Origin of the sequence: Lentzea sp. NPDC059081 (assembly GCF_042738015.1) — a bacterium.
Taxonomy (GTDB): Bacteria; Actinomycetota; Actinomycetes; order Mycobacteriales; family Pseudonocardiaceae; genus Lentzea.
In genome coordinates, this window is record NZ_JBHYGW010000003.1 from 1 (window position 1) to 20757 (window position 20757).

Genomic DNA, 20757 nt, shown 5'->3' on the forward strand with positions numbered 1-20757 from the left:
GCAAGCCGCCCAACACAAACAGGCGTGCCATCAACCCGCCGGCGGCGCTGGCCGGTCTTTGATCAGTTGGCGGGGTCCGGGGCAGAGCCCCGCGCCCGAAACAGAAACCCGCAACGCAAAACGCAACCCACCCGCCAAGCCGCGGAATCAAAGCAACCCACCCAACCGGCGACCACTAAACCGGCGACACTAAACCCCACGCCGCCGAGAAGGAACAGCCGTCAACAACGTGAACAAAGCCGCCGCCCCCTGCCCCAACAACAAAAAATCCCTCAAGCTGGAAGACATCGAAACCCGAACCTCAGCCCGCTCAGAAGGCAACGGCACCCCCACCAAATGCCCCCAAGCCCGCACCACGGGCACCTGAACGGAGTCCACGAACACCTCCCACCCAGGCTCGTCCTCAGCGGCCAGCACGAGCACCCGCCCCTCCCCACCAGGCGAAACCCGAACAGCCACCTCGGGCAACGACACGTTGACCGGCGACACCCCGTCAGCCCCGACCACAGCAGCCGGCTCCCCACCCGTACGAGCCCGCCGAGCCAAATCAGGCGCCAGCAAAACCCCGGTGTCCGCAGCGAACCGCAACCGCAAAACCGGCCGCCCATCAGAAGCGACAGGCGCCAACGAAACCAATTCCCCGGCCGCAGAAACAACCCGAGAAGCCACATCAGCAGAAGGCAGGACGACAAACACAACCCCGGACGAAGCGGCTTGGGCCAATGCCGTCTTCACCACCTCGGGCGACCCCTCCAACACGGACGAGTTCCACCGCCGCAACCGAGCAGGCGACGACACGGTGGGCACCAGGTCGTCGTCCCCGAAGGCCGGCATCCGCCCGGCCACCTGCCGAACGGAAGGCCCCAGGATCAACACCGACCGCCCGGTCCGCTCCAGCTCCGCGATCAACGACGGCCCGAGACTCACCCCGCCATCGGCTTTCAACGGGCCGGTCCGCAGGTCCAAGAACCCGGCCACGGTCAAGCTGACCAGCGTGACCACACCCACCAAGTACACCGCACGCCGCACCGAAGCCTGCCCGGCGACCCCAGGAGCCACCCCGCGCTGACAAGCCGCGAGCACCACCCAGACGAGTCCCCAAGCCAGCACGACGAGAGGCGCCCCTGGCCACGCACCGACCGCCGCAACGGCCGCCAGCGCCCCGACGGCCAGGACGATCACCAGCACACCGGGGAGCATCGAGACGTTCGGACGCAGCACGGCAGCCGCGAACCCGGCCGCCGCGAACACCGAGCACACGATCAAGTTGGGCGGAGGAGACGAGAACGCCGCCCCCAGTCCGTTCAGGACCATCTCCGGGTGTTGCAACAACACGGCCGGCCAGGGCAGCAACAGAGCCATCGGCAGCAGCACGATCGCGAACAGACCGGCGATCCGACGGGCCCCGCCCGTCACCGCGACGAACCCGGCCAGCGAGCCGACGATCACCACGACGTGGGTCAGCGGCGAGAACGCCCCCAGCACGGCGACGCCAAGAGCCGTCCCGGAAGCCATCGGCAGCCAGGCGTTGGTGGACGACGCGCGCAAGACCGCGTAAACGCCGGCGAACACGAGGGGTGTCACGACGTGGACGACGACGACATCGAGGCGACCTTCGGCCACAGCCGTGGTGGCGACGGGCAGCAGTCCGTAGAAGGCCGCCACCACCGCGCGCACGGAACGGCGTACGCGCAAGCCGCGTGAAGCGATGTAGGCAGCCAACGCGGCGAGGGGGATATCGCCGAGCATGAGCATCGCCACGGCGAACGACGGGCCGCCCGGTACCAGGCCCAGCACGGCGAGTGCGGCGGGAGCCGGGGCCGCGGTGCCGCCGGACACCGGATGCCACGACGCGAGGTAGGTCGACCACACCTCGCCGAGCGAGCCGACCGGGAGCAGGCGGCCGCCGGCGAGGTCCAGGCCGAGGCGGGACCAGTTCAAGATCACCGCAACGAGTGACAAGGTCAACACCAACAGGACCGGTGGCGCCAGCAACAGCGACCGCAGCACGCGCGACTGGTCGACCTCGACGAAGATCCGGTCGGCACCGGCGCGCGGTCCCGGCGACGGACGCGGGCGTGGTGAGGGGCGGACGGCACCCGGCGTCTCGGCGTCCAGCGACACGACCACCGCGGGCCGGCGCAGACCGGCGACGCGCGGGCGGCCGCGGGACGCTCCCGCGGGCAGCGCGGACGGGCCGACGAGCGGCGAGTCCACTTCGGACGGATCGAGCCACGTCGAGCCGGAATCGGTTGCGGGCAAACGACCCAGCGCGGCGTCGGCCTGCACGCGGCGGCGGATCAGGAACGTCGCGCCGGCGCGCAGTGCGTTGCGGAACCTGGTGAGCCTGCTGGTGAAGAGGCCGGGCACGACCGCGGAGCCGCGCCGGGTGCGGCGGCCTTCGCGCAGCCGGCCTCGGGTCAGGAGGTAGCGGGCGGCACCGGCTTCGGCGTGTGCGTCGGCGAAACGCCGGAGGAACAGGAACCCCAGGGCGCGCAGCAGCGACAGCAGCACCAGCCGCGGAAGTCCGATGAGGAACGAGAAACCTGAACAATTGACCAAGAATGTGCGCATGCCGTGCGCGCGGTCGACGCCCCGAAATGACGGACCCGGCCGAGCCATGGCCGCGTCCAAACGGCGGGCGCCTTTAGTCGCGGCCCGCGCATGACGCATGCGTGCGACCGGTACGCACAGGACCAAATGACCCGAGCGATTAGCGCGCCAGCCGAAGTCGAGATCATCGCGGAGCAACGGCATCGCCTCGTCGTAACCGCCGAGGGAGTGCCACACCTCACGTTTGATCAACGAACCGGCCGACGAAACGGCAAGCACCTCAGTGCTTTGCTGGAACGACGCGGAGTGCTCCGCCGACGAAAGCCCCGTCTGTCGATGTCCTGAAGAATCCGTCGACAGTCCCGCTTCGACGACGAGCCGGGAATCCACCCAATCGAGGCACAGCGGGCCCAGCACGGCAGCCGACGGCGACACCTCGGCCGCGGTCAGCAGAGCGGCCAGGCAGTCGGGTTCGGGCGCGCTGTCGTCGTGCAGCAACCAGAGCCATCTGCCCGGGTCACCCCACCTGTCGACGGCGTGTTCGACGGCGACGCGCACGGCGGTGCCGAAACCCGTGCCACGTGGCAAGGTCAGCACGCCGTCCAGCAGGTCCCCGGCTTCCGCCAGCAGCGCCTTCTTCAGCACGGCCGGCGTGCGATCTGTCGATCCCGTGTCGACCGCGATCACGTGCCTGGGACGGATTCGCTGGCGCCGCAATGCAGACAGCGCCGTGCTGAGCCACTGGTCGCCGTCGTGGCAGACCAGGACGCACAGCACCGGCGCTGTCCGGAGCCTCGGGTGAGGACTTGTCACGTCCTCAAGTTAAGGCACGAAGATCACGCTTTAGACGGCTCGCTTCTTGAGTTTGCGACGCTCTCTCTCCGAGAGACCGCCCCAGATGCCGAAGCGTTCGTCGTGCTGGAGCGCGTACTCCAGGCACTCCGAACGAACCTCGCAGCCCAGGCAGATGCGCTTGGCCTCCCTGGTCGACCCTCCCTTTTCGGGGAAGAACGCCTCAGGATCGGTCTGCGCGCAAAGCGCACGCTCCTGCCAGTCCTGCTCGTCGGCAGGGTCGAACAGGTACGACAGCTCGCCCTGCACGACCGGCTGCGTGACGTGATCTTCTTCGAGCTCTTCGAATTCCTGCATTTCGTCCGCCTCCTCGCCTTCCGCTCTCCCCGGTTGGCGGACGCCAGACGCCGTTCCCACAACGACGAATGACACCGATGTGATTACACCTGCGTCACAGCGGGCGGTCAAGCGGAGTCCACACGTCGGGGGATATTCGCGCGGATGGCCGCAAAAACCTTGACTGACTGCACGGACGGTGATTCAGGTGTCGCAACCCGTCCCCGAACGGCCCACCACGCCAGCCGACACGCCACACTGGTGGGGTGAAGCGATCAGCGGTTCGCCCCAGCCCACTGTTCCTCGGCCTGCTCGCGGCCACCGTCGCCGGAGCGGCTCTCACCCTGCTCGAGGGTGACGTCGCCATCATCTCGGGCACCATCCTCTTCGTACTCGCCGGGTGGGCGGTGACGCTGTGCCTGCACGAGTTCGGGCACGCCGCCGTGGCGTACAAGGGCGGCGACTTTTCGGTACGCGACAAGGGTTATCTCACGCTCGACATCCGCCGTTACACCGACCCCGTGCTGAGCATCGTGCTGCCGCTGGTGCTGCTGGTCTTCGGCGGGATCCCCCTGCCGGGTGGCGCGGTGTGGATCAACCACCACGCCCTGCGGAACAAGAAGGTCGAGTCGCTGGTCTCCCTCGCGGGGCCGTTCGCGAACCTTCTCATCGGCGTCCTGCTGGCGCTGGTCGTGACCTTGTTCTCACCGCCGCTCGCGCTCGCCGCCGCGATTTCGTACCTGGCTTTGTTGCAGGTGATCGCGTTCGTCCTGAACATCCTGCCGATCCCCGGCCTCGACGGCTGGGGCGCCATCGAGCCGTTCCTGCCCTACGAGGCGCAGCGGTTCGGCGCGAAGGCCAGGCCGTGGGCGCCGCTGATCCTGTTCGCGGTGCTGATCGGCTTCACCGAGGTCAACCTGCTGTTCTTCCAGGCGGCCGGCGCGGTCTTCGAGGCGATCGGCGGCGACCTGAGCGACGCGGGTTCCGGTGCGGCCGCGTTCATGTTCTGGCGCTACCTGTAGGCGTTCCGAGGCCTGCTGAGACGCTGTGGAAGCATGGCACGGCGTGAAGGTCGTAGCACTGGTCGGCGGGGTCGGCGGAGCGCGGTTCCTGCAGGGACTCAAAGCTCTGGGAGCGGACGTCACCGCGGTGGTCAACACCGGCGATGACGTGTGGATGCACGGGCTGCGGATCACGCCCGACCTCGACACCTGCATGTACACGCTGGGCGGCGGGATCGACACCGAGCGCGGCTGGGGCCGCGAGGGCGAGTCGTGGACCGTCAAGGAGGAGCTGGCGGCGTACGGGGCCGAACCGACGTGGTTCGGTCTCGGTGACCGCGACATCGCCACGCACCTCGTCCGCACCCGGATGTTGAACGCGGGCTACCCGCTGTCGGCCGTCACCGAGGCGCTGTGCGACCGGTGGCAGCCGGGCGTGCGGCTGCTGCCGATGTCCGACGACCGGGTCGAGACGCACGTCGTCGTCGAGCTCGACGGTGAGACGAGGGCCATCCACTTCCAGGAGTGGTGGGTCAAGCACCGCGCCGCCCTGCCCGCGAAGTCGTTCGCGTTCGTCGGCGCCGAGAAGGCCGCGCCCGGCCCCGGCGTGCTGGACGCGATCGCCGAGGCCGACGCCGTCGTCCTGGCCCCGTCCAACCCCGTCGTGAGCATCGGCACGATCCTGAACGTGGCCGGCGTGCGCGACGCGCTGCGCAAGACCGAGGCCGGTGTCGTGGGCCTGTCGCCGATCATCGGCGGGAAACCGTTGCGGGGCATGGCCGACGCCTGCCTGGACGCGATCGGCGTGGAGACCTCCGCCGAGGCGGTCGGCCGGCACTACGGCTCCCGCAAGTGCTCGGAGGACGGCATCCTCGACGCGTGGCTGGTGCACACCGGCGACCGCGCCGACGTGCCCGGTGTCGCGGTGCGCGCCGTCCCGCTGCTGATGTCCGATGTGGACGCCACGGCGCAGATGGCCCGTGACGCGCTGGAGCTCGCCGGAGTCGACGTTGACTGACCACGCCGCGGCGGCGCTGGAGCTGCTGCCGGTTCCCGGACTGCCGGAGTTCCGGCCCGGTGACGACCTGGCCGGCGCGATCGCGGCGGCCGCGCCCTGGCTGCGCGACGGCGACGTGCTCGTCGTCACGTCCAAGGTCCTGTCCAAAGTAGAGGGACGACTGGTCCGCGTGCCCGCCGATCCCGAGGAGCGGGACCGGATCAGGCGCGAGCACGTCGCCGCGGAGTCGGTGCGGGTGCTCGCCCGCCGGATGCGCACGCTGATCACCGAGAACAAGCTCGGCATCGTGCAGGCGGCGTCCGGAGTGGACGCTTCGAACGTGGCGGGCGACGAGATCGCGCTGCTGCCCGTCGACCCGGACGGCTCGGCCGCGGCGTTGCGCGGCGCCCTGAAGGACCTGCTCGGCGTCGAGGTGGCCGTGGTCGTCACGGACACGATGGGCCGCGCGTGGCGGGTCGGGCAGACCGACGCGGCGATCGGCTCGGCCGGCATCCGCGTGCTGCACGACTACGCGGGCTCGGTGGACGGGCACGGCAACCAGCTGGCCGTGACGCTGGTCGCGATCGCCGACGAGATCGCGGCGGCGGCCGACCTGGTGAAGGGCAAGCTCGGCGCGGTGCCGGTGGCGGTGCTGCGCGGGTTCGACGTGGTCGACGACGGCTCCACGGCCCGCGACCTGGTCAGGGCGACCGGCGAGGACCTGTTCCGGCTCGGCACGGAGGAGGCGCTCGCCCAGGGCCGGGCCGAGGCCGTGCTGCTGCGCAAGTCCGTGCGGTTCTACCGCGACGAGCCCGTCGACCTCGGCGTGCTGAGGCGGGCCGTCGGTGCGGCACTGACCGCGCCCGCGCCGCACCACACGAAGCCGTTGCGGTTCGTCCTGGTGCGGGAGAAGCGCGCCGAGCTGCTGGCGGCCATGCGCGAGCAGTGGGTGAAGGACCTGCGTGGCGACGGGTTCACCGAGGAGCAGATCGCGCGCCGGGTGCGGCGTGGCGACCTGCTGGTGGAGGCTCCGGAGGTCGTGGTGCCGTTCCTGGTCCGCGACGGCGCGCACGCCTACCCCGACGTCACGCGCTCCGAGGCCGAGAAGACGATGTTCACGATCGCCGGTGGCGCCGCCGTGCAGGCCCTGCTGGTGGCGCTGGCCGCCGAGGGGCTCGGCTCGTGCTGGGTGTCGTCGACGATCTTCTGCGCAGACGTGGTGCGGTCCGTGCTGGGTGTTCCCGGCGACTGGGAACCGTTGGGCGCGGTAGCGGTCGGCCACCCGGTCGAGCCGCTCGTCCCGCGCGAGCCGTTGGAAGGGCTGATCGAGCTGTGACACTGCACGACGACGCGGTCTCCACCCTGAGCCGCTTCACCGGCCAGGACGCGTTGAAGGAGGCCTACCTTGGCTTCCTGGCCGCACGCGAGGACGCCTGCCGGCGTTCCTGCGAGCCCGGCCACCTCACGGCCTCCGCGCTCGTCCTGGACGCCACCGGGGAGCACGCGCTGCTGACGCTGCACCCGCGCGTGGGCCGGTGGCTGCAGCTCGGCGGCCACTGCGAGCCGGAGGACGAGACGCTGGTCGCGGCGGCGCTGCGCGAGGCGACCGAGGAGTCGGGCATGCGCGGGCTGCGCATCGAGCCGACGCCGATCCACCTCGACGTGCACCCGATCACGTGCTCGCTGGGCAAGCCGACGCGGCACTTCGACGTGCGGTTCCTGGTGCGCGCACCCGTTGGCGCGCAACCGGTCCGTTCGGCCGAGTCCGTCGACCTGCAGTGGTGGCCGCTGGACTCGCTGCCGGACAACGTGGACGACCTGCACCCGTTGATCGAGAGTGCTCTCGCGCGTCTGCGCTAGAACTTGCGGTAGTCGCGCGGCGAGAACCTCGGTGCTCGCCGCGGCCGCTGCAACCCCGCGGCCTGCAGGTACATGACGGCGCGGTGGCGTTGTGGCTGGTAGGGCGACAGCAGCTCCATCATCTGGTCGTCGTCGCCCGGTGTGCCGGTCAACGCCCAGGTGACGTTCTTGGCGACGTGGTAGTCGCCGACGCTCACGGCGTCCGGGTCGCCCCACGACCGTTGCGCGACCTCGGCCGACGTCCACACGCCGATGCCGGGCACCTTCTCCAGCAGCTCGCGGCTGCGCATCTCCGCGGCCTTCTCCAGCCGGTGCGCGACCTGCGCGACGTTGACCAGCGTCCGGCGGCGGGCGCCGTCGAGCCCGCACTGGTGCCACTCCCAGTCGTGCAGGCCCAGCAGCCGTTGCGGCGTCGGCGGGACCTTCAGCGGCTTCGGTCCCGGCGCCGGCTCACCGAACCGGCGGCCGAGCTCGCGCCACGTGCGGAACGCCTCGACGCCCGTGACCTTCTGCTCGAGGATCGAGGCGAACAGCAGGTCCCAGACCCGGTTGGTCGCCCCGAGCCGCAGTCCTGGCCGCCGTCTTCGCGACTCGGCGACGACCGGGTGGTGGGCGATGAACTCGTCCACCGTGTCGTCGGCGCCGAGCAGGGCGGGCAGGCCGTCCAGCAGCCACAGCCCGCCGTCGCCCCACGCCTCCGCCTCCACCACGTCCGTGCGCCGGATGTGGATCGTGCCGGGTCCGCACGGCGTGTTCGCCGCGAACCAGACGCCGCCCTCCGTGCTGAAGGACGGATCGCCCGGTCCGCGGCGCAACGGCAGGAGCACCGCTCCCAGATCGAGTGGGAACGGTGGTGTCCAGGTTCTGCTAGGCATCCGTCGAGAAGCGCACGCCGGCCTCGGGCAACACGACCCCCGGCCAGACCCGCGCTCCGCCGATCAGCTCACACCGAGCACCGATCACGGCGCTGTCACCCACGACGGCGTCCCGGAGGACGGCACCGGCCTGCACCAGCGCACCCGCCCCGACGATCGACCGTTCGACCACGGCGTTCTCCCCGACCACGGCCCCGTCGAACAGGATCGCGCCGTCGAGCACCGCGCCCTCCGCGACCGTGCAGTTCGACCCGACCGTGCTGCCGCCCCTGACCGTCGCGCCCTCGTGCACGTTGGACCCGTCGAGCACCAGGAAGTCACCGGCCTGCGCCACCGCCGCCGACGGCGCCACCCCGCGCACGAGGTCCGCCGACCCCTGCACGAACGCCTCGGGCTTGCCGAGGTCGAGCCAGTACGTGGCGTCCACGTGCCCCTGGAGCCGCTTGCCCGCTTCGAGCAGCCCGGGGAACGTCTCGCGCTCCACCGACACCGGCCGCCCAGCGGGAATCGCGTCGATCACCTCGCGCCGGAACACGTAGCACCCGGCGTTGATCTGGTCCGTCGGCGGGTTCTCGGTCTTCTCCAGGAACGCCTGGACGCGCCCCTCGTCGTCCGTCGGCACACACCCGAACGCCCGCGGGTCCGCGACCTTGACCAGGTGCAACGTCACGTCCGCCGCGTGCTCGCGGTGCGTGTCGACGATCCCCGTCAGGTCCACCCCCGACAGGATGTCGCCGTTGAACACCATCACGTCGGGCTCACGCAGCTTGTCCGCCACGTTGCGAATGGCGCCCGCCGTGTCCAGCGGCACCTCTTCGACCACGTACTCGAGCTCCAGCCCGAGCCGCGACCCGTCCCCGAAGTACTCCTCGAACACCTCGGCCTTGTAGCTCGTGCCCAGCACCACGTGGGTGATGCCGGCCTCCTTGATCCGAGACAGCAGGTGCGTCAGGAACGGCACCCCCGCGGTCGGCAACATGGGCTTGGGAGCGGACAGGGTCAGCGGGCGAAGACGAGTGCCCTTGCCCCCGACCAGCACCACAGCTTCGACGCCGTGCACCTTTTTCCTCCTCCGCGTTACAGCAAGCCGTTCGACGGAATACTCTGACACGAAGCAGATCGTCATACGGGATCTGGTCCCGGCAAGGAGCAAAATCCGACATGGACCCCCGCGACCGGGCCGACGCCATGCTCGCCCGCGCCCGCGCACGTGGGCGGAACATCGTGACGCCGGACAACATGACGTCCCCGATGGACGCGTCAGACACCCAGCAGATCCCGAGAACGCTGGTCAACGCCATGGACCCGCGCCGGGACCCGGACTCGACCATGATCCTGTCCGCAGCGCAGATGGGCCAGCAGAACACCGCCCGCCCACCCCAGCAGCGCCCCGGCCAGCCCACGCCGACCACCCCGATGCCCGCCCAGGCGCCCGCGGGAGATGACGCGGAGATCACTCAGGTCGTCCAGCCGGGCGTGATCCCGACCGTCTCGAACCACAAGCAGAACCGCAACACGCTCTCGCAGAGGCTCAGCGGCGACATGTGAGCCGCCCCGCGCTGGGCCGTACGGCGCAAGGGGTTGCCGGATCGCCGACCGGGCAGGGTGCGAAGCGAGCCGCCTCAGCCGCGAGGCCGAAGGCGAGCCGAAGCGAAGGCGAAGCCGAGCCGCTCTTGGCTTTTGCTCTTGGCTTTTCCCATGCGCTCGGGTGGGGTGGTCCCGTCACGAGCAGTGCTGACGCGTTTTGCCGCGCCCGAGGGGTGAGGTCAAGTCGCACGCTTTTCGCGACTTGACCTCACCCCTCGGGTGTGGCTGCATCCTGCACTGCTCGTGACGGGACCACCCCACGGAATCGCGCCCCACCTACGCAACAGCAAGCCGCCCAACACAAACAGGCGTGCCATCAACCCGCCGGCGGCGCTGGCCGGTCTTTGATCAGTTGGCGGGGTCCGGGGCAGAGCCCCGCGCACGAAACCGGCACCCGAAAGCAAAAACGCAACCACCAACGCAACCCGATCAGCCCCGGTTCAACAACCGAACCCGCAAAGCCAACCCAGCCCGAACAGCAACCCGAAGAGGAGCCCACAAAACCCCCCGATGCCGATCAGCCAGGTACCGATAAGCCGAAAGGTGATGCTCCCGAAGCATCCGAGCAGAAGCCCGAGCAGTCGAGTGCCCCCCGATGTGCACGACCTCCGCATCAGGCACGTACACGTTCAGATACCCCGCACGCCCGACCCGGTCCCCGAGATCGACGTCCTCGAAGTACATGAAGTACCGCTCGTCGAACCCGCCGACAGCGTCGAACACCTCACGCCGCATCAAGAAACAGGACCCCGACAACCACTCGGCAGCCCGCTCGACCGGAGCCTGTTCCTGCCGATAGGCACGGGTCCACGGATTCGACTTCCACACCACCGCGAACAACGCGTGCCCGAGCCCCCGCCCGAGCGAAGGCAGCAACCGGGCAGACGGATAAACCTCCCCGGAAGGCTCCCGGATCAACGGCCCGAACATCCCGCCGGAAGGCCACCGGGAAGCCGCGTCGATCAGAACGTCAACCGCCCCAGGCAGAAACTCGATGTCCGGGTTGGAGATCAGCACCCACCCGACGTCGGGCCCCAACGCCGCGACGCCGCGGTTCGCGCCACCGCCGTACCCGAGATTTCCCCCGGTGGGCACGAAGGACACCCCGTCACGGGATGCCGCCACGGCTTCGGGCACGCCGTCGGTCGAGCCGTTGTCGGCGAGGATCACCTGCACCGGGCGGGTGGTCGCCTTCGCGAGGGTGTCCACGAACGGTGCCAGCGTCTCGCCCGGCGAGTACGTGACCGTCACGACACCAAGTCCGTCGCCGTAGTTCACGGCCGACACACTAGTGGTGTCCGATTCACCGTCGGCGACGCACCAGAGACGCGCGCTCGTAGGCCACGCGGTGGCGTTCGGCGCTCACGGCCCAGGAGAAGTCCTTGGCCCGTTGCTGGCCCGACGCGGCGAGGGCCGCGCGGCGGGCCGGGTCGTCCAGCAGGTCGGCGATCGACGCGGCGATGTCGCCGGCTCCCACGCCGCAGTAGGCGACGGCTTCGCCGCCCACTTCCGGCAGCGACAGTCTTCGGGTCGTCAGGACGCACGCGCCGCACGCCATGGCCTCCAGCACGGGCAGGCCGAAGCCCTCGCCCAGCGACGGGTAGGCGACCAGGACCGAACCGCCGAGGAAGCCCGCCAGCTGTTCGAACGGCAGGTAGCCCGCCCGGATCACGCGGATGCGGTGCGGGACGGAGTCCAGGGCTCGTTCGACCTGGCTGTCCCAGCCCGGCTGGCCGGCCAGCACCAGGGCTGGCGGGTCGGCGCGGCCCACCATGGCCTGGGCGAAGCCGCGGATGAGCGCCGGCACGTTCTTGCGGGGTTCCAGCGCGCCGAGGAACGCCACGTACTGCGTGTCCCCCAACGACAACGTGCGCCGGACGGACATGATTTCGTCGGGCGACGGCGGGTGGAAGCGCTCGGTGTCGACGCCGTGCTGCGCGATGTGCAGGACGCGGCGGTCGGCTCCCGCCACGCGCACCAGCTCGTCGGCGGTCGCCTGGGACGGGACGACGCACAGCTCCGCCCGCTTCAGCGAGGCGCGGGTCCAGGCGCGGAAGAAGCGCGCCTTCACCGACGAGTGCAGGACGGCGTCGGTGAAGAACGTCGCGTCGTGCAGCGTCACGACCGAGGCGGCCTTGCCGGCCAGCGGCAGCGTGTAGTGCGGCGAGTGGACGACGTCCACGTTCAGCGACCGGATCAGCCTAGGCAGCGTGGTCTGCTCCCAGGCCAGCCGCGCTGTCCTGGTCGCCACGGCCTCGGCCGCCCGCACCACGCGGGCGTTCGGCGCGATCTTCGTGAACAGGTCCTCGTCGCGCGGCTGGCACACGACGGAGAGCTTCGCCCCGTCCGCGTCCAGCGCCGCGACGAGCGAATCCACGTAACGGCCGACGCCACCTCGGTCCGCGGGCACGGCGGTGGCGTCGATCAGCACGCTGGGTTCGTCGGTCGACACGATCAGCTAGCGTAATGTCATTTGCGAAAGCGTTAAGAGGGAATGCGCTAATCCGGCTGTACAGCGTGGGCGCTCCAGACACCCTGCGCGGTCTTTTCCCAGGTGAACTCACTCGCACGGGTGATCCCGGCCTCGACGGTGTGACGTGGATCGGCCAGAACGGCCCTCAGACCTTCCGTCAACGACGCCAGGTCGCCCCTCCGGACGACGGTCCCCGCGCCGCCCGCCACCTCCACCAGAGCGGGGTCGTCGGAGTGCACCACGGGCACCCCCGCGGCCATCGCCTCCAGCACCGGCAGCCCGAACCCCTCGGCGAGACTGGGCGCGGCCAGCAGCGACGCTCCTGCCAGCACGGATGCCAGCCGTTCGTCGGAAACGCGGCCGAGCAACGTCACGTGCGGAGCGCTCAACGACACCCCGCCCCACCCCTGCGGACCGACGACGACCAACGGCACCCGCAGCCGTTCGGTCGCCCGCACCAGGAGCTCGAACCCCTTGCGCGGCTCGATCGTCCCGATCGCGAGCACGTACTGAGACGGAAGATCCGCCGAGGGCGAACCGACGAGCCGGGTCACGCCGTTCGGCACCACGTGCACCGGGACCTCGACGCGGACGCACTCCTCCAACTGAGACGCAACGGCTTTCGTCGGCACCACCAACGCGCGGGCCTCGCGCGCCGCACGACCGATCACCTTGCGGTGCCACGCGACACCACGCGGCGTCAGCGTCTCCGGATGCGTCCACGGCACCACGTCGTGCACGGTCACGACGGCTCCCGGCAACGGCGCGAGCGGCGTCGGGGCGTGCACGTGCGATCCGAGCCTGGGCGGAAGACCGCGCTCCCACAACGCCACCAGCGCGCGCCGGGGCAGCCGGATCACGCGGTCGGCGTGGGCCGTGGCCGCGGAGACCACGGCCCAGCCGGCGGGCGCGGTCCGCGTCAACGCCTGGAACAGCTCCGCCGTGTAGCGGCCGGTACCACCGGGGACCGGCGCGCTGAGTTGCTCGGTCAGCACTACTAGCTCGGGCACGTCGCGTACCGTCTCACGCCGTGTCGGCACTCAGCACCGTGGTGGTCGTGACGTGGCGGGGCCGTGACCACATCACGGCGTGCCTGGACGCCCTCAAAGCCCAGAAGAGTCCACACAGGACGATCGTCGTGGACAACGCGTCCGACGACGGGACGGCCGCGCTGATCAGCGGCCACGAGGTCGTCAGGCTCCCGCGCAACCGCGGCTACGCCGGTGGGCTCGCCGCCGTGCTCGGAATGGTCGACACCCCGTACGTCGCGTGGCTCAACGACGACGCGGTGCCCGACCCGGCCTGGCTGGCCGAACTGGAGAGCGCTCTCGCGAAGGACCCCGGAGCGGCCGCCGCCACCTCGTCGATCCTGCTCACGGACGGCTCGACGCAGTCCGTCGGCGTGGCGCTGACGGCGGACGGCCACGGGAAGGACGTCGTGCTCGCCGGTCGCGAGGTGTTCGGGTTCTGCGGTGGTGCGGCGCTGCTCAGGACGGCCGAGCTCAAGGCCGTGGGCGGCGTTCCGGCGAGCTTCTTCTGCTACTACGAGGACACCGACACGGCCTGGCGGCTGCGGCTCGCCGGGCACCGGGTCATCTCCGTCGGACCGGCGCGCGTCCGGCACAGGCACGGCGCCAGCACCCGGCCAGGCTCGAAGCCCTTCCACCGCTGGAACGAGCGCAACCGGCTGCTCATGCTCCTGCGCTGCGCACCGGCGAAAGTCGCGGTCGCCGAACTCGCCCGGTTTCTGGCGATCACCGCATTGTTGCCATTCCGTAAAAACGTTCCGGACGCCGCGAACTTTCGCGTGAGTCTCCGCGCCCGGGTGCTCGCGGAGGTGTTCCTCCGGCTGCCCGCCACCCTCGTCCAACGGCTCGCCATCACGACCACGACGAAGCGCGGCGAGGTCTGGCAGGACTGGGCGGGCCGCTGACCACGCGATGGAACCTCCACGGGGTCACAGGCGTCCCCGCAGCGATGACTCTCCTCTTCCCGGTCGCCCGGCGGCAGCCGTGAGGCGCCCGGCACCGCTCATCGCCTTGGGACTCGTCGCGATCACCGCGGCGGTCGTGCTGGGCGCCGTCGTCCCGGAGCACCACCGGCTCGCGGTGATCGCGCCGTGCTGCCTGGGCTCGCTCGCGTTCGCGTGGGGCGTCGGCAAGCTCGGGCCGAACTGGCTCGTGCTCCCGGCCCTCATGGTCGTGGTCCCCGGCACCGCCGTGCTGGCGAGCGACGGTCACCGCGCGTTGATGGACCTGCTCGCCACGCGCGAGACCTGCGTGATCCGCGGCGTCGAGGACGTGCCCGGACCGGACAACCCCGCGTTCGCCCACGACATCACCTGCCAGGACGGCGCACAGCTGCGGATCGTGGTGCCCGGCGAGCAGGAGAAGAAGATGCTGCCTGGTCCGGCGACCGTGCTGCGCCACCCGGTGATGCGCCCGCTGCTCGCCGACCGCAACGACTGGTCGACGGAGTGGGTCTTCGGCGTGCCCCTCGCGGTCCTGTTGCTGATGATCTGCGCGACCGCGCTGCGGGCGCGCAGAGTGATGAGGCAGGCTTAGCACGTGGAACGAGCATCACTGCCCGCCGTCTCCGTCGTCGTCGTCAACTACCGCGGCGCCGAGGACACCATCACCTGCGTGCGCGGCCTGGCCGAGGTGGACTACCCGGCCGAGCTGCTCCAGGTGGTCGTCGTCGACAACGAGGCGCACGACACCGCACGGCTGAAGGCCGAGCTCGGGGGGCAGCCCGGCGTCAAGATCGTCACCGACGACCGGAACCTCGGCTTCGCCGGCGGGTGCAACCTCGGGGTCGAGCACGCCACGGGCGACGTGCTCGCGTTCCTCAACAACGACGCGCGGGCGGACCGGAACTGGATCAAGACCGCGATCAGGGTCTTCCACGCCGAACCGGCGGTCGGCGCGGTCGCGAGCAAGGTCCTCGACTGGGACGGCAAGAAGATCGACTTCGTCGACGGCGGCCTGACCTGGTTCGGCATGGGCTACAAGCGCCACGTCGGCACGGTCGACGACGGCAGCCACGACGCCCCGCGCGACGTGCTGTTCGGCACCGGCTCCGCGCTGTTCGTGCGCGCGGAGCTGTACCGCGAGCTCGGCGGGTTCGACGAGCGGTTCTTCATGTTCTACGAGGACGTCGACCTCGGCTGGCGGCTGAACCTGCGCGGCTGGCGGGTCCGCTACGAACCGGCGTCGCTCACGTTCCACCGCCACCACGCGTCGATGAGCTCGATCGACCACAGCCGCGAGCTCTACCTGCTGGAGCGCAACGCGCTCGCGACCCTGTACAAGAACTTCTCCGACGAGACCCTCGCCCGCGTCCTGCCCGCCGCGCTGGCCCTCGTGGTCCGCCGGGCGACCGCGCGCGGCGAGATCGACGCCAGGCAGCTGGAGATCACCCGCCGCCCGGCCGACCCCGCCGACGACCGCGGGCCCGCCGAGATCCCCCGCCAGTCGCTCGCCGGCTTCCTCGCGATCGACCAGTTCGTCGAGATGATGCCGAAGCTCGCCGAGTCGCGGCGGGTCGAGCAGGCGTCGCGGCGGATGTCGGACGTCGACCTGGTCCCGTTGATGCGCAAGGCGCTGGAGCCCGCGTACGACATCCCGCGCTACCTCGTCGCGCACGACATCCTGGTCGAGGCACTCGGGATCGACGAGGTGTTCGGCAAGCCGCGCAAGGTGCTCGTCATCACCGGCGACGCGATCTCCGAACGCATGGCGGGCCCTGCGATCCGCGCGTGGCACATGGCGGACGTGCTGTCCGGCGAGCACGAGGTCCGGCTGATCACGACGAACCCGTTGTGCGACCCGCCGGACGCGCCGTTCACCGTCGAGGGCGTCAAGCTCAAGCAGCTGCCCGAGAACGTCCGGTGGGCGGACGTGATCGTGTTGCAGGGTCATGCGCTGGAGATGGCTTCGGAGCTGAAGCAACCGGGTAGTACCAAGATCGTGGTCTGCGACATCTACGACCCGATGCACCTGGAGCTGCTGGAGCAGGGCAAGGACGACAGCGACGAGAAGCGCGCCGCCGACCTGAAGAGCGTCACGCGCGTGCTGACGAACCAGCTGGAGCGCGGTGACTTCTTCCTGTGCGCGTCGGAACGGCAGCGGCACTTCTGGCTCGGCCACCTGGCCGCGCTGGGCCGGTTGACGCCGACGTTGTACGACAACGACCCGACCACCCAGTCGCTGCTCGGGATCGTCCCCTTCGGACTGTCGGGCAAGCCGCCGCAGCGCACCGGTCCCGCGATCAAGGGCGTGGTGCCCGGTGTCGAGGACTCCGACAAGGTCGTGATCTGGGCGGGTGGCGTCTACTCGTGGTTCGACCCGCTGTCGCTGATCGAGGCGATGCACCACCTGCGGCAGCGGCAGCCGTCCGCGAAGCTGTACTTCCTCGGCATGAAGCACCCGAACCCCGAGGTCCCGGACATGGACATCGCCGGCCAGACGCGGGCGCTGTCCGCGTCGTTGGGGCTGACCGGCGAGAACGTGTTCTTCAACGACGGGTGGGTGCCCTACACCGAGCGGCAGAACTGGCTGCTCGACGCGAACTGCGGTGTCACCACGCACTACGAGCACGTGGAGACCACGTTCGCGTTCCGCACGCGGGTGCTCGACTACCTGTGGGCGGGGCTGCCGATCGTCACCACGTCCGGCGACTCGTTCGCGGACCTGGTGCAGCGGGAAGGACTGGGCGTCGTCGTGCCGCCGGAGGACCCGGAGGCACTGGCCGGCGCGCTGGAGAAGGTGCTCTACGACGAGGAGTTCGCGGCTTCGTGCCGTGAGCGCATCGCCGTCGTCCGCGAGCGGTTCACCTGGGAGACGGCGCTCGCGCCGCTGGCGGAGTTCTGCCGCAACCCCAGGCCCGCGGCGGACCGTCTGTCGGGCTCCGCGCCCATGGTGCGCACACCGGGGCTGAGCACGACGGACAAGGTGAAGCGGGACCTGCGGCTGGTGCGCGAGTACCTGGACGCGGGCGGCCCGACCGAGTTGGCCAAGCGGGCGTCGGGGCGTCTGCGCAAGATCGCGCGTGGTGGCAGGTAAATGGCGAGATCCCCGAAACCCCTCAAGGTGCTGCTCGACGGCACCCCCCTGCTCGGACATCGCACCGGAATCGGCCGCTACACGGCCGCACTGGCCGAAGAGCTGGCTTCCATGCCGGACGAGGTCGACGTACGGGCGGTCGCTTTCACGTTGCGCGGCTGGCGCGCGTTGCGGACGGTGCTGCCGCACGACGTCACGGCGCGAGGCCTGCCCGTCGCGGCACGGGCGCTGCGCCAGATGTGGCTGCGCGCCCCGTTCCCGCCCGTCGAGTTCCTGACGGGCTTCTCCAACGTCATGCACGCCACGAACTTCGTGCTGCCGCCGACGTTGCGGGCCGGCAAGGTCGTCACGATCCACGACCTGGCGTTCCTGGACGCGCCCGGTGACCTGCCGCCGTCCGACCGCAGGCTGCCGGAGCTCGTGAAGCTGTCGGCGCAGCGGGCCGACGTGATCTGCACGCCGACCGCGGCCGTGGCGAACGTCGTCGCCGACCGGTTCTCGGTGCCGCTGGAGAAGATCGTCGTGACGCCGCTCGGGGTCGACCCCGCGTGGTTCGCGTCCCGGCCGCCGTCGCCGACGTTGCGCGGCCGGCTGGGCCTGCCGTCGGAGTACCTGCTGTTCGTGGGTGCCGACGGGCCGCGCAAGGGCCTCGAGTACCTGGTCAAGGCGCACGCGTCCGACCCCTCGCTGCCGCCGCTGGTGCTCGTGGGACCAGGACGGTCCGGTGTGGACGGTCGGGTGCTGCGGACCGGCTACCTGTCGGACGTGCACCTGCGGTCGGTCGTCGCCGGTGCCACGGCACTGGTGCTGCCGTCGCGGGACGAGGGCTTCGGGCTGCCGGTGCTGGAGGCGTTGGCCTGCAACGTCCCCGTGGTGTGCTCCGACGTGCCCGCGCTGCGGGAGGTCGCCGGAGGCCACGCGCTGCACGTGCCGGTGGGCGACGTCGCCGCGCTGGCCGAGGGGCTCGCCCAGGCCGTCGCGGCGCCCGCCACGCCGGAGGCCCAGTCCGAACGACGAGCGCACGCCGCGGAGTTCACGTGGCGGCGGTGCGCCGAGAAGACGGTCGAGGCGTACCGGCGGAGCAGGGCCTGAGGGTGCGTTCGGAGCGGGGCGTCAGGAAAGCCTGACGCCCTCTCGTCGTCACCGAGTGCGTGGCCTCGGCGAGTGCTTGTCGAGCTGGCTCATCGACACCTGCCGCGAGCCCGTGACAACAGCAACGCACTTCAGGAAGCGCTGCCGATCGGAATCCGTTGTCGCGGGCCGCGCAGGATCGCGCCCGGAGTCGAACATGCCGAAAAGGTTCTCGTACTCGGCACGGCCGTGCCAGACCGGTCACTCCAATGGCGCAGCACCCGCACGCGGAGCGACCACTCCCGCCCGGAAAGCGTCCGTCAGGGCGCTTCGCCAGTGCGGCAACGGACGCAGTCCCGCTGCTGCCCAAGCTTCGCCGGACAGCACCGAGTAAGCGGGCCGCGGCGCCGGGCGCGGGAAGTCGGCCGTGGTGCAGGGCAGCACCCGGTCCGGATCGGCGCCCAGTTCTTCGAAGATCGCCCGCGCGAAGCCGAACCACGTCGTCTCGCCGGCTCCGGTCGCGTGCAGCAACCGCTGCGACGGCAGCACCGAGGTCAGTTCGAGCAGTCCCTCCGCGAGGTGGTGCGACCACGTCGGCGAGCCCACCTGGTCGTCCACAACGGACAACGAAGGCCGCGAGGACTCCAGTGCCGCCATGGTCTTCACGAAGTTGGAACCGTGCACGCCGTAGACCCACGCGGTGCGCACGACCCAGCCGCCCGCCTCCAGCACCCGGCGTTCGCCTTCGAGCTTCGTGCGCCCGTAGGCGGTCTTCGGGCCGACGGGGTCGGACGGCTCGTACGGCCGGGTCTCGTCACCGGAGAACACGTAGTCGGTCGAGACGTGGATCAACGGGATGCCCGCGGAAGCGCACGCCTCGGCCAGCAGACCGGGACCGACGGCGTTGACCGCGAACGCGCGATCCTCGTCGGTCTCGGCCGCGTCCACGGCGGTGTACGCGGCGCAGTTGATCACCGCGGAGGCGCCCGCGAGGTCGGCGGCCGTCACCGAGGTGACGTCGAGCTCCGCGGACGACACCGCGCGGACGTCGGAGGACAGGGCGGCGAGGTCGTGACCGAGCTGGCCGCGACCACCGGGAACGAGGATCAACGCTCAGCCCTTCGCCAACTGGGCGCGCTCCTTGAGCGGCTCCCACCAGGCGCGGTTCTCGCGGTACCACTCGACGGTGTCCGCGAGCCCGACGGCGAAGTCGACCTTCGGCGCGTAGCCCAGCTCGGAGGCGATCTTGGAGATGTCGACCGAGTAGCGGCGGTCGTGGCCCTTGCGGTCCTGCACCGGCTCGACGGCCGACCAGTCACGGCCCGTGGCGGCCAGCAGCCGCTCGGTCAGCTCGCGGTTGGTGAGCTCGGTGCCGCCGCCGATGTTGTAGATCTCGCCGGGCCGGCCGCCCTCGGCGACGAGCTGGATGCCGCGGCAGTGGTCGTCCACGTGCAGCCAGTCGCGCACGTTCAGGCCGTCGCCGTAGAGCGGCACCTTCCCGCCGTCGATCAAATTGGTGACGAAGAGCGGGATCACCTTTTCCGGGAACTGGTACGGGCCGTAATTGTTCGAACACCGGGTGATGCTCACGGGCAGTCCGTGAGTGCGGTGGAACGCCCGCGCCAGGAGGTCGGAAGAAGCCTTCGAAGCCGAGTACGGCGAGTTCGGCTCCAGGATGTGGTCCTCCGACCACGACCCGTCCTCGATCGAGCCGTAGACCTCGTCGGTCGAGACGTGGACGAACCGGCCCACGCCCGCGTTCAGAGCGCCCTGCAGGAGGGTCTGGGTGCCGAGGACGTTCGTGAGCACGAAGTCGGCGGACCCGGCGATGGAGCGGTCGACGTGCGACTCCGCGGCGAAGTGCACGACGACGTCGACGCCCTTCATCTGCTCCTCGACCACGGCCGGGTCGCAGATGTCACCGCGGACGAACTCGAACTTGCCAGCGACGGCCGCGAGGTTGGTCTCGCTACCCGCGTAGGTGAGCTTGTCGAGCACCACCACTTCGGCACCGGCGAACGCCGGGTAGGACCCGCTCACCAACTCCCGCACGTAGTGCGAGCCGATGAACCCGGCCCCACCTGTCACCAGTACTCGCATGCCGCTTCCTCCCGTGGTGGATTTTTTCGCAGGCAGTCTGTCACACGGC

18 protein-coding genes are annotated in these 20757 nt (G+C 70.4%); 9 read left to right on the forward strand and 9 right to left on the reverse strand.

Going from position 1 to position 20757, the window contains the following annotated elements; translation table 11 throughout:
• Positions 1-189: 189 nt before the first annotated feature.
• Both ACFWV3_RS07465 and ACFWV3_RS07470 read right to left on the reverse strand, forming a co-directional pair.
• On the reverse strand, positions 190-3366 hold the full coding sequence (locus ACFWV3_RS07465) for a glycosyltransferase (RefSeq protein WP_382409389.1): 3177 nt from the start codon (positions 3364-3366) through the stop codon (positions 190-192).
• A gap of 30 nt (positions 3367-3396) precedes the next feature.
• On the reverse strand, positions 3397-3702 hold the full coding sequence (locus ACFWV3_RS07470) for a WhiB family transcriptional regulator (RefSeq protein WP_051784712.1): 306 nt from the start codon (positions 3700-3702) through the stop codon (positions 3397-3399).
• A 245-nt stretch (positions 3703-3947) separates the two neighbouring features.
• Between ACFWV3_RS07470 and ACFWV3_RS07475 the strand changes: the two genes are divergently transcribed.
• Genes ACFWV3_RS07475 through ACFWV3_RS07490 form a run of 4 tightly spaced genes read left to right on the forward strand, consistent with a single transcriptional unit; the run spans position 3948 to position 7539 of the window.
• Positions 3948-4703, forward strand: a complete 756-nt coding sequence (locus tag ACFWV3_RS07475; protein WP_382409391.1) for a site-2 protease family protein — start codon at positions 3948-3950, stop codon at positions 4701-4703.
• A 43-nt stretch (positions 4704-4746) separates the two neighbouring features.
• Positions 4747-5700: a 2-phospho-L-lactate transferase gene (gene cofD / locus ACFWV3_RS07480; protein ID WP_382409393.1), complete on the forward strand. Its 954-nt coding sequence runs from the start codon at positions 4747-4749 to the stop codon at positions 5698-5700.
• Complete coding sequence (locus tag ACFWV3_RS07485) at positions 5636-7015, forward strand: coenzyme F420-0:L-glutamate ligase (protein WP_382409395.1); 1380 nt, start codon at positions 5636-5638, stop codon at positions 7013-7015. Before cofD ends, ACFWV3_RS07485 begins: the two co-directional genes overlap by 65 nt.
• A complete protein-coding gene (locus ACFWV3_RS07490) occupies positions 7012-7539 on the forward strand; it encodes an NUDIX hydrolase (RefSeq protein WP_382409397.1) in 528 nt (175 codons plus the stop codon). Before ACFWV3_RS07485 ends, ACFWV3_RS07490 begins: the two co-directional genes overlap by 4 nt.
• Here the strand turns inward: ACFWV3_RS07490 and ACFWV3_RS07495 are convergent.
• Entirely contained in the window at positions 7536-8414 is an 879-nt protein-coding gene (locus tag ACFWV3_RS07495; RefSeq protein ID WP_382409399.1) for a DNA-3-methyladenine glycosylase family protein, read from the reverse strand. The two genes, ACFWV3_RS07490 and ACFWV3_RS07495, sit on opposite strands and share 4 nt — an antisense overlap.
• Positions 8407-9456 (reverse strand): sugar phosphate nucleotidyltransferase, encoded by a 1050-nt coding sequence (locus ACFWV3_RS07500; protein WP_382410455.1) that lies wholly within the window; start codon positions 9454-9456, stop codon positions 8407-8409. Before ACFWV3_RS07500 ends, ACFWV3_RS07495 begins: the two co-directional genes overlap by 8 nt.
• 119 nt (positions 9457-9575) lie before the next feature.
• On the opposite strand from ACFWV3_RS07500, the gene ACFWV3_RS07505 reads away from it, so the two are divergent.
• On the forward strand, positions 9576-9962 hold the full coding sequence (locus ACFWV3_RS07505) for a hypothetical protein (RefSeq protein ID WP_382409401.1): 387 nt from the start codon (positions 9576-9578) through the stop codon (positions 9960-9962).
• A 468-nt stretch (positions 9963-10430) separates the two neighbouring features.
• Here ACFWV3_RS07505 and ACFWV3_RS07510 read toward each other — a convergent pair whose 3' ends face one another.
• From ACFWV3_RS07510 to ACFWV3_RS07520, 3 genes are all read right to left on the reverse strand, one after another.
• Entirely contained in the window at positions 10431-11288 is an 858-nt protein-coding gene (locus ACFWV3_RS07510; protein ID WP_382409403.1) for a glycosyltransferase family 2 protein, read from the reverse strand.
• A 16-nt stretch (positions 11289-11304) separates the two neighbouring features.
• Entirely contained in the window at positions 11305-12432 is a 1128-nt protein-coding gene (locus tag ACFWV3_RS07515; RefSeq protein ID WP_382410457.1) for a glycosyltransferase family 4 protein, read from the reverse strand.
• 68 nt (positions 12433-12500) lie between these two features.
• Positions 12501-13484 carry a glycosyltransferase family 4 protein gene (locus ACFWV3_RS07520; RefSeq protein WP_382409405.1) on the reverse strand — a complete coding sequence of 328 codons (984 nt, stop codon included), beginning with the start codon at positions 13482-13484 and terminating at the stop codon, positions 12501-12503.
• 20 nt (positions 13485-13504) lie between these two features.
• On the opposite strand from ACFWV3_RS07520, the gene ACFWV3_RS07525 reads away from it, so the two are divergent.
• The 4 genes from ACFWV3_RS07525 to ACFWV3_RS07540 all read left to right on the forward strand — a co-directional run bounded on the left by ACFWV3_RS07525 (position 13505) and on the right by ACFWV3_RS07540 (position 18629).
• A complete protein-coding gene (locus ACFWV3_RS07525; protein WP_382409407.1) occupies positions 13505-14407 on the forward strand; it encodes a glycosyltransferase family 2 protein in 903 nt (300 codons plus the stop codon).
• Positions 14408-14486: 79 nt separating this feature from the next.
• Entirely contained in the window at positions 14487-15038 is a 552-nt protein-coding gene (locus ACFWV3_RS07530) for a hypothetical protein (RefSeq protein ID WP_382409409.1), read from the forward strand.
• Between the two features lie 3 nt (positions 15039-15041).
• Positions 15042-17537 (forward strand): glycosyltransferase, encoded by a 2496-nt coding sequence (locus tag ACFWV3_RS07535; RefSeq protein ID WP_382409411.1) that lies wholly within the window; start codon positions 15042-15044, stop codon positions 17535-17537.
• Complete coding sequence (locus ACFWV3_RS07540) at positions 17538-18629, forward strand: glycosyltransferase family 4 protein (protein WP_382409413.1); 1092 nt, start codon at positions 17538-17540, stop codon at positions 18627-18629.
• Between the two features lie 240 nt (positions 18630-18869).
• Here the strand turns inward: ACFWV3_RS07540 and rfbD are convergent, their stop codons facing one another.
• Both rfbD and rfbB read right to left on the reverse strand, forming a co-directional pair.
• Complete coding sequence (gene rfbD, locus ACFWV3_RS07545; protein WP_382409415.1) at positions 18870-19718, reverse strand: dTDP-4-dehydrorhamnose reductase; 849 nt, start codon at positions 19716-19718, stop codon at positions 18870-18872.
• A 3-nt stretch (positions 19719-19721) separates the two neighbouring features.
• Complete coding sequence (gene rfbB / locus ACFWV3_RS07550) at positions 19722-20708, reverse strand: dTDP-glucose 4,6-dehydratase (RefSeq protein WP_382409417.1); 987 nt, start codon at positions 20706-20708, stop codon at positions 19722-19724.
• Between the last annotated feature and the right edge of the window lie 49 nt (positions 20709-20757).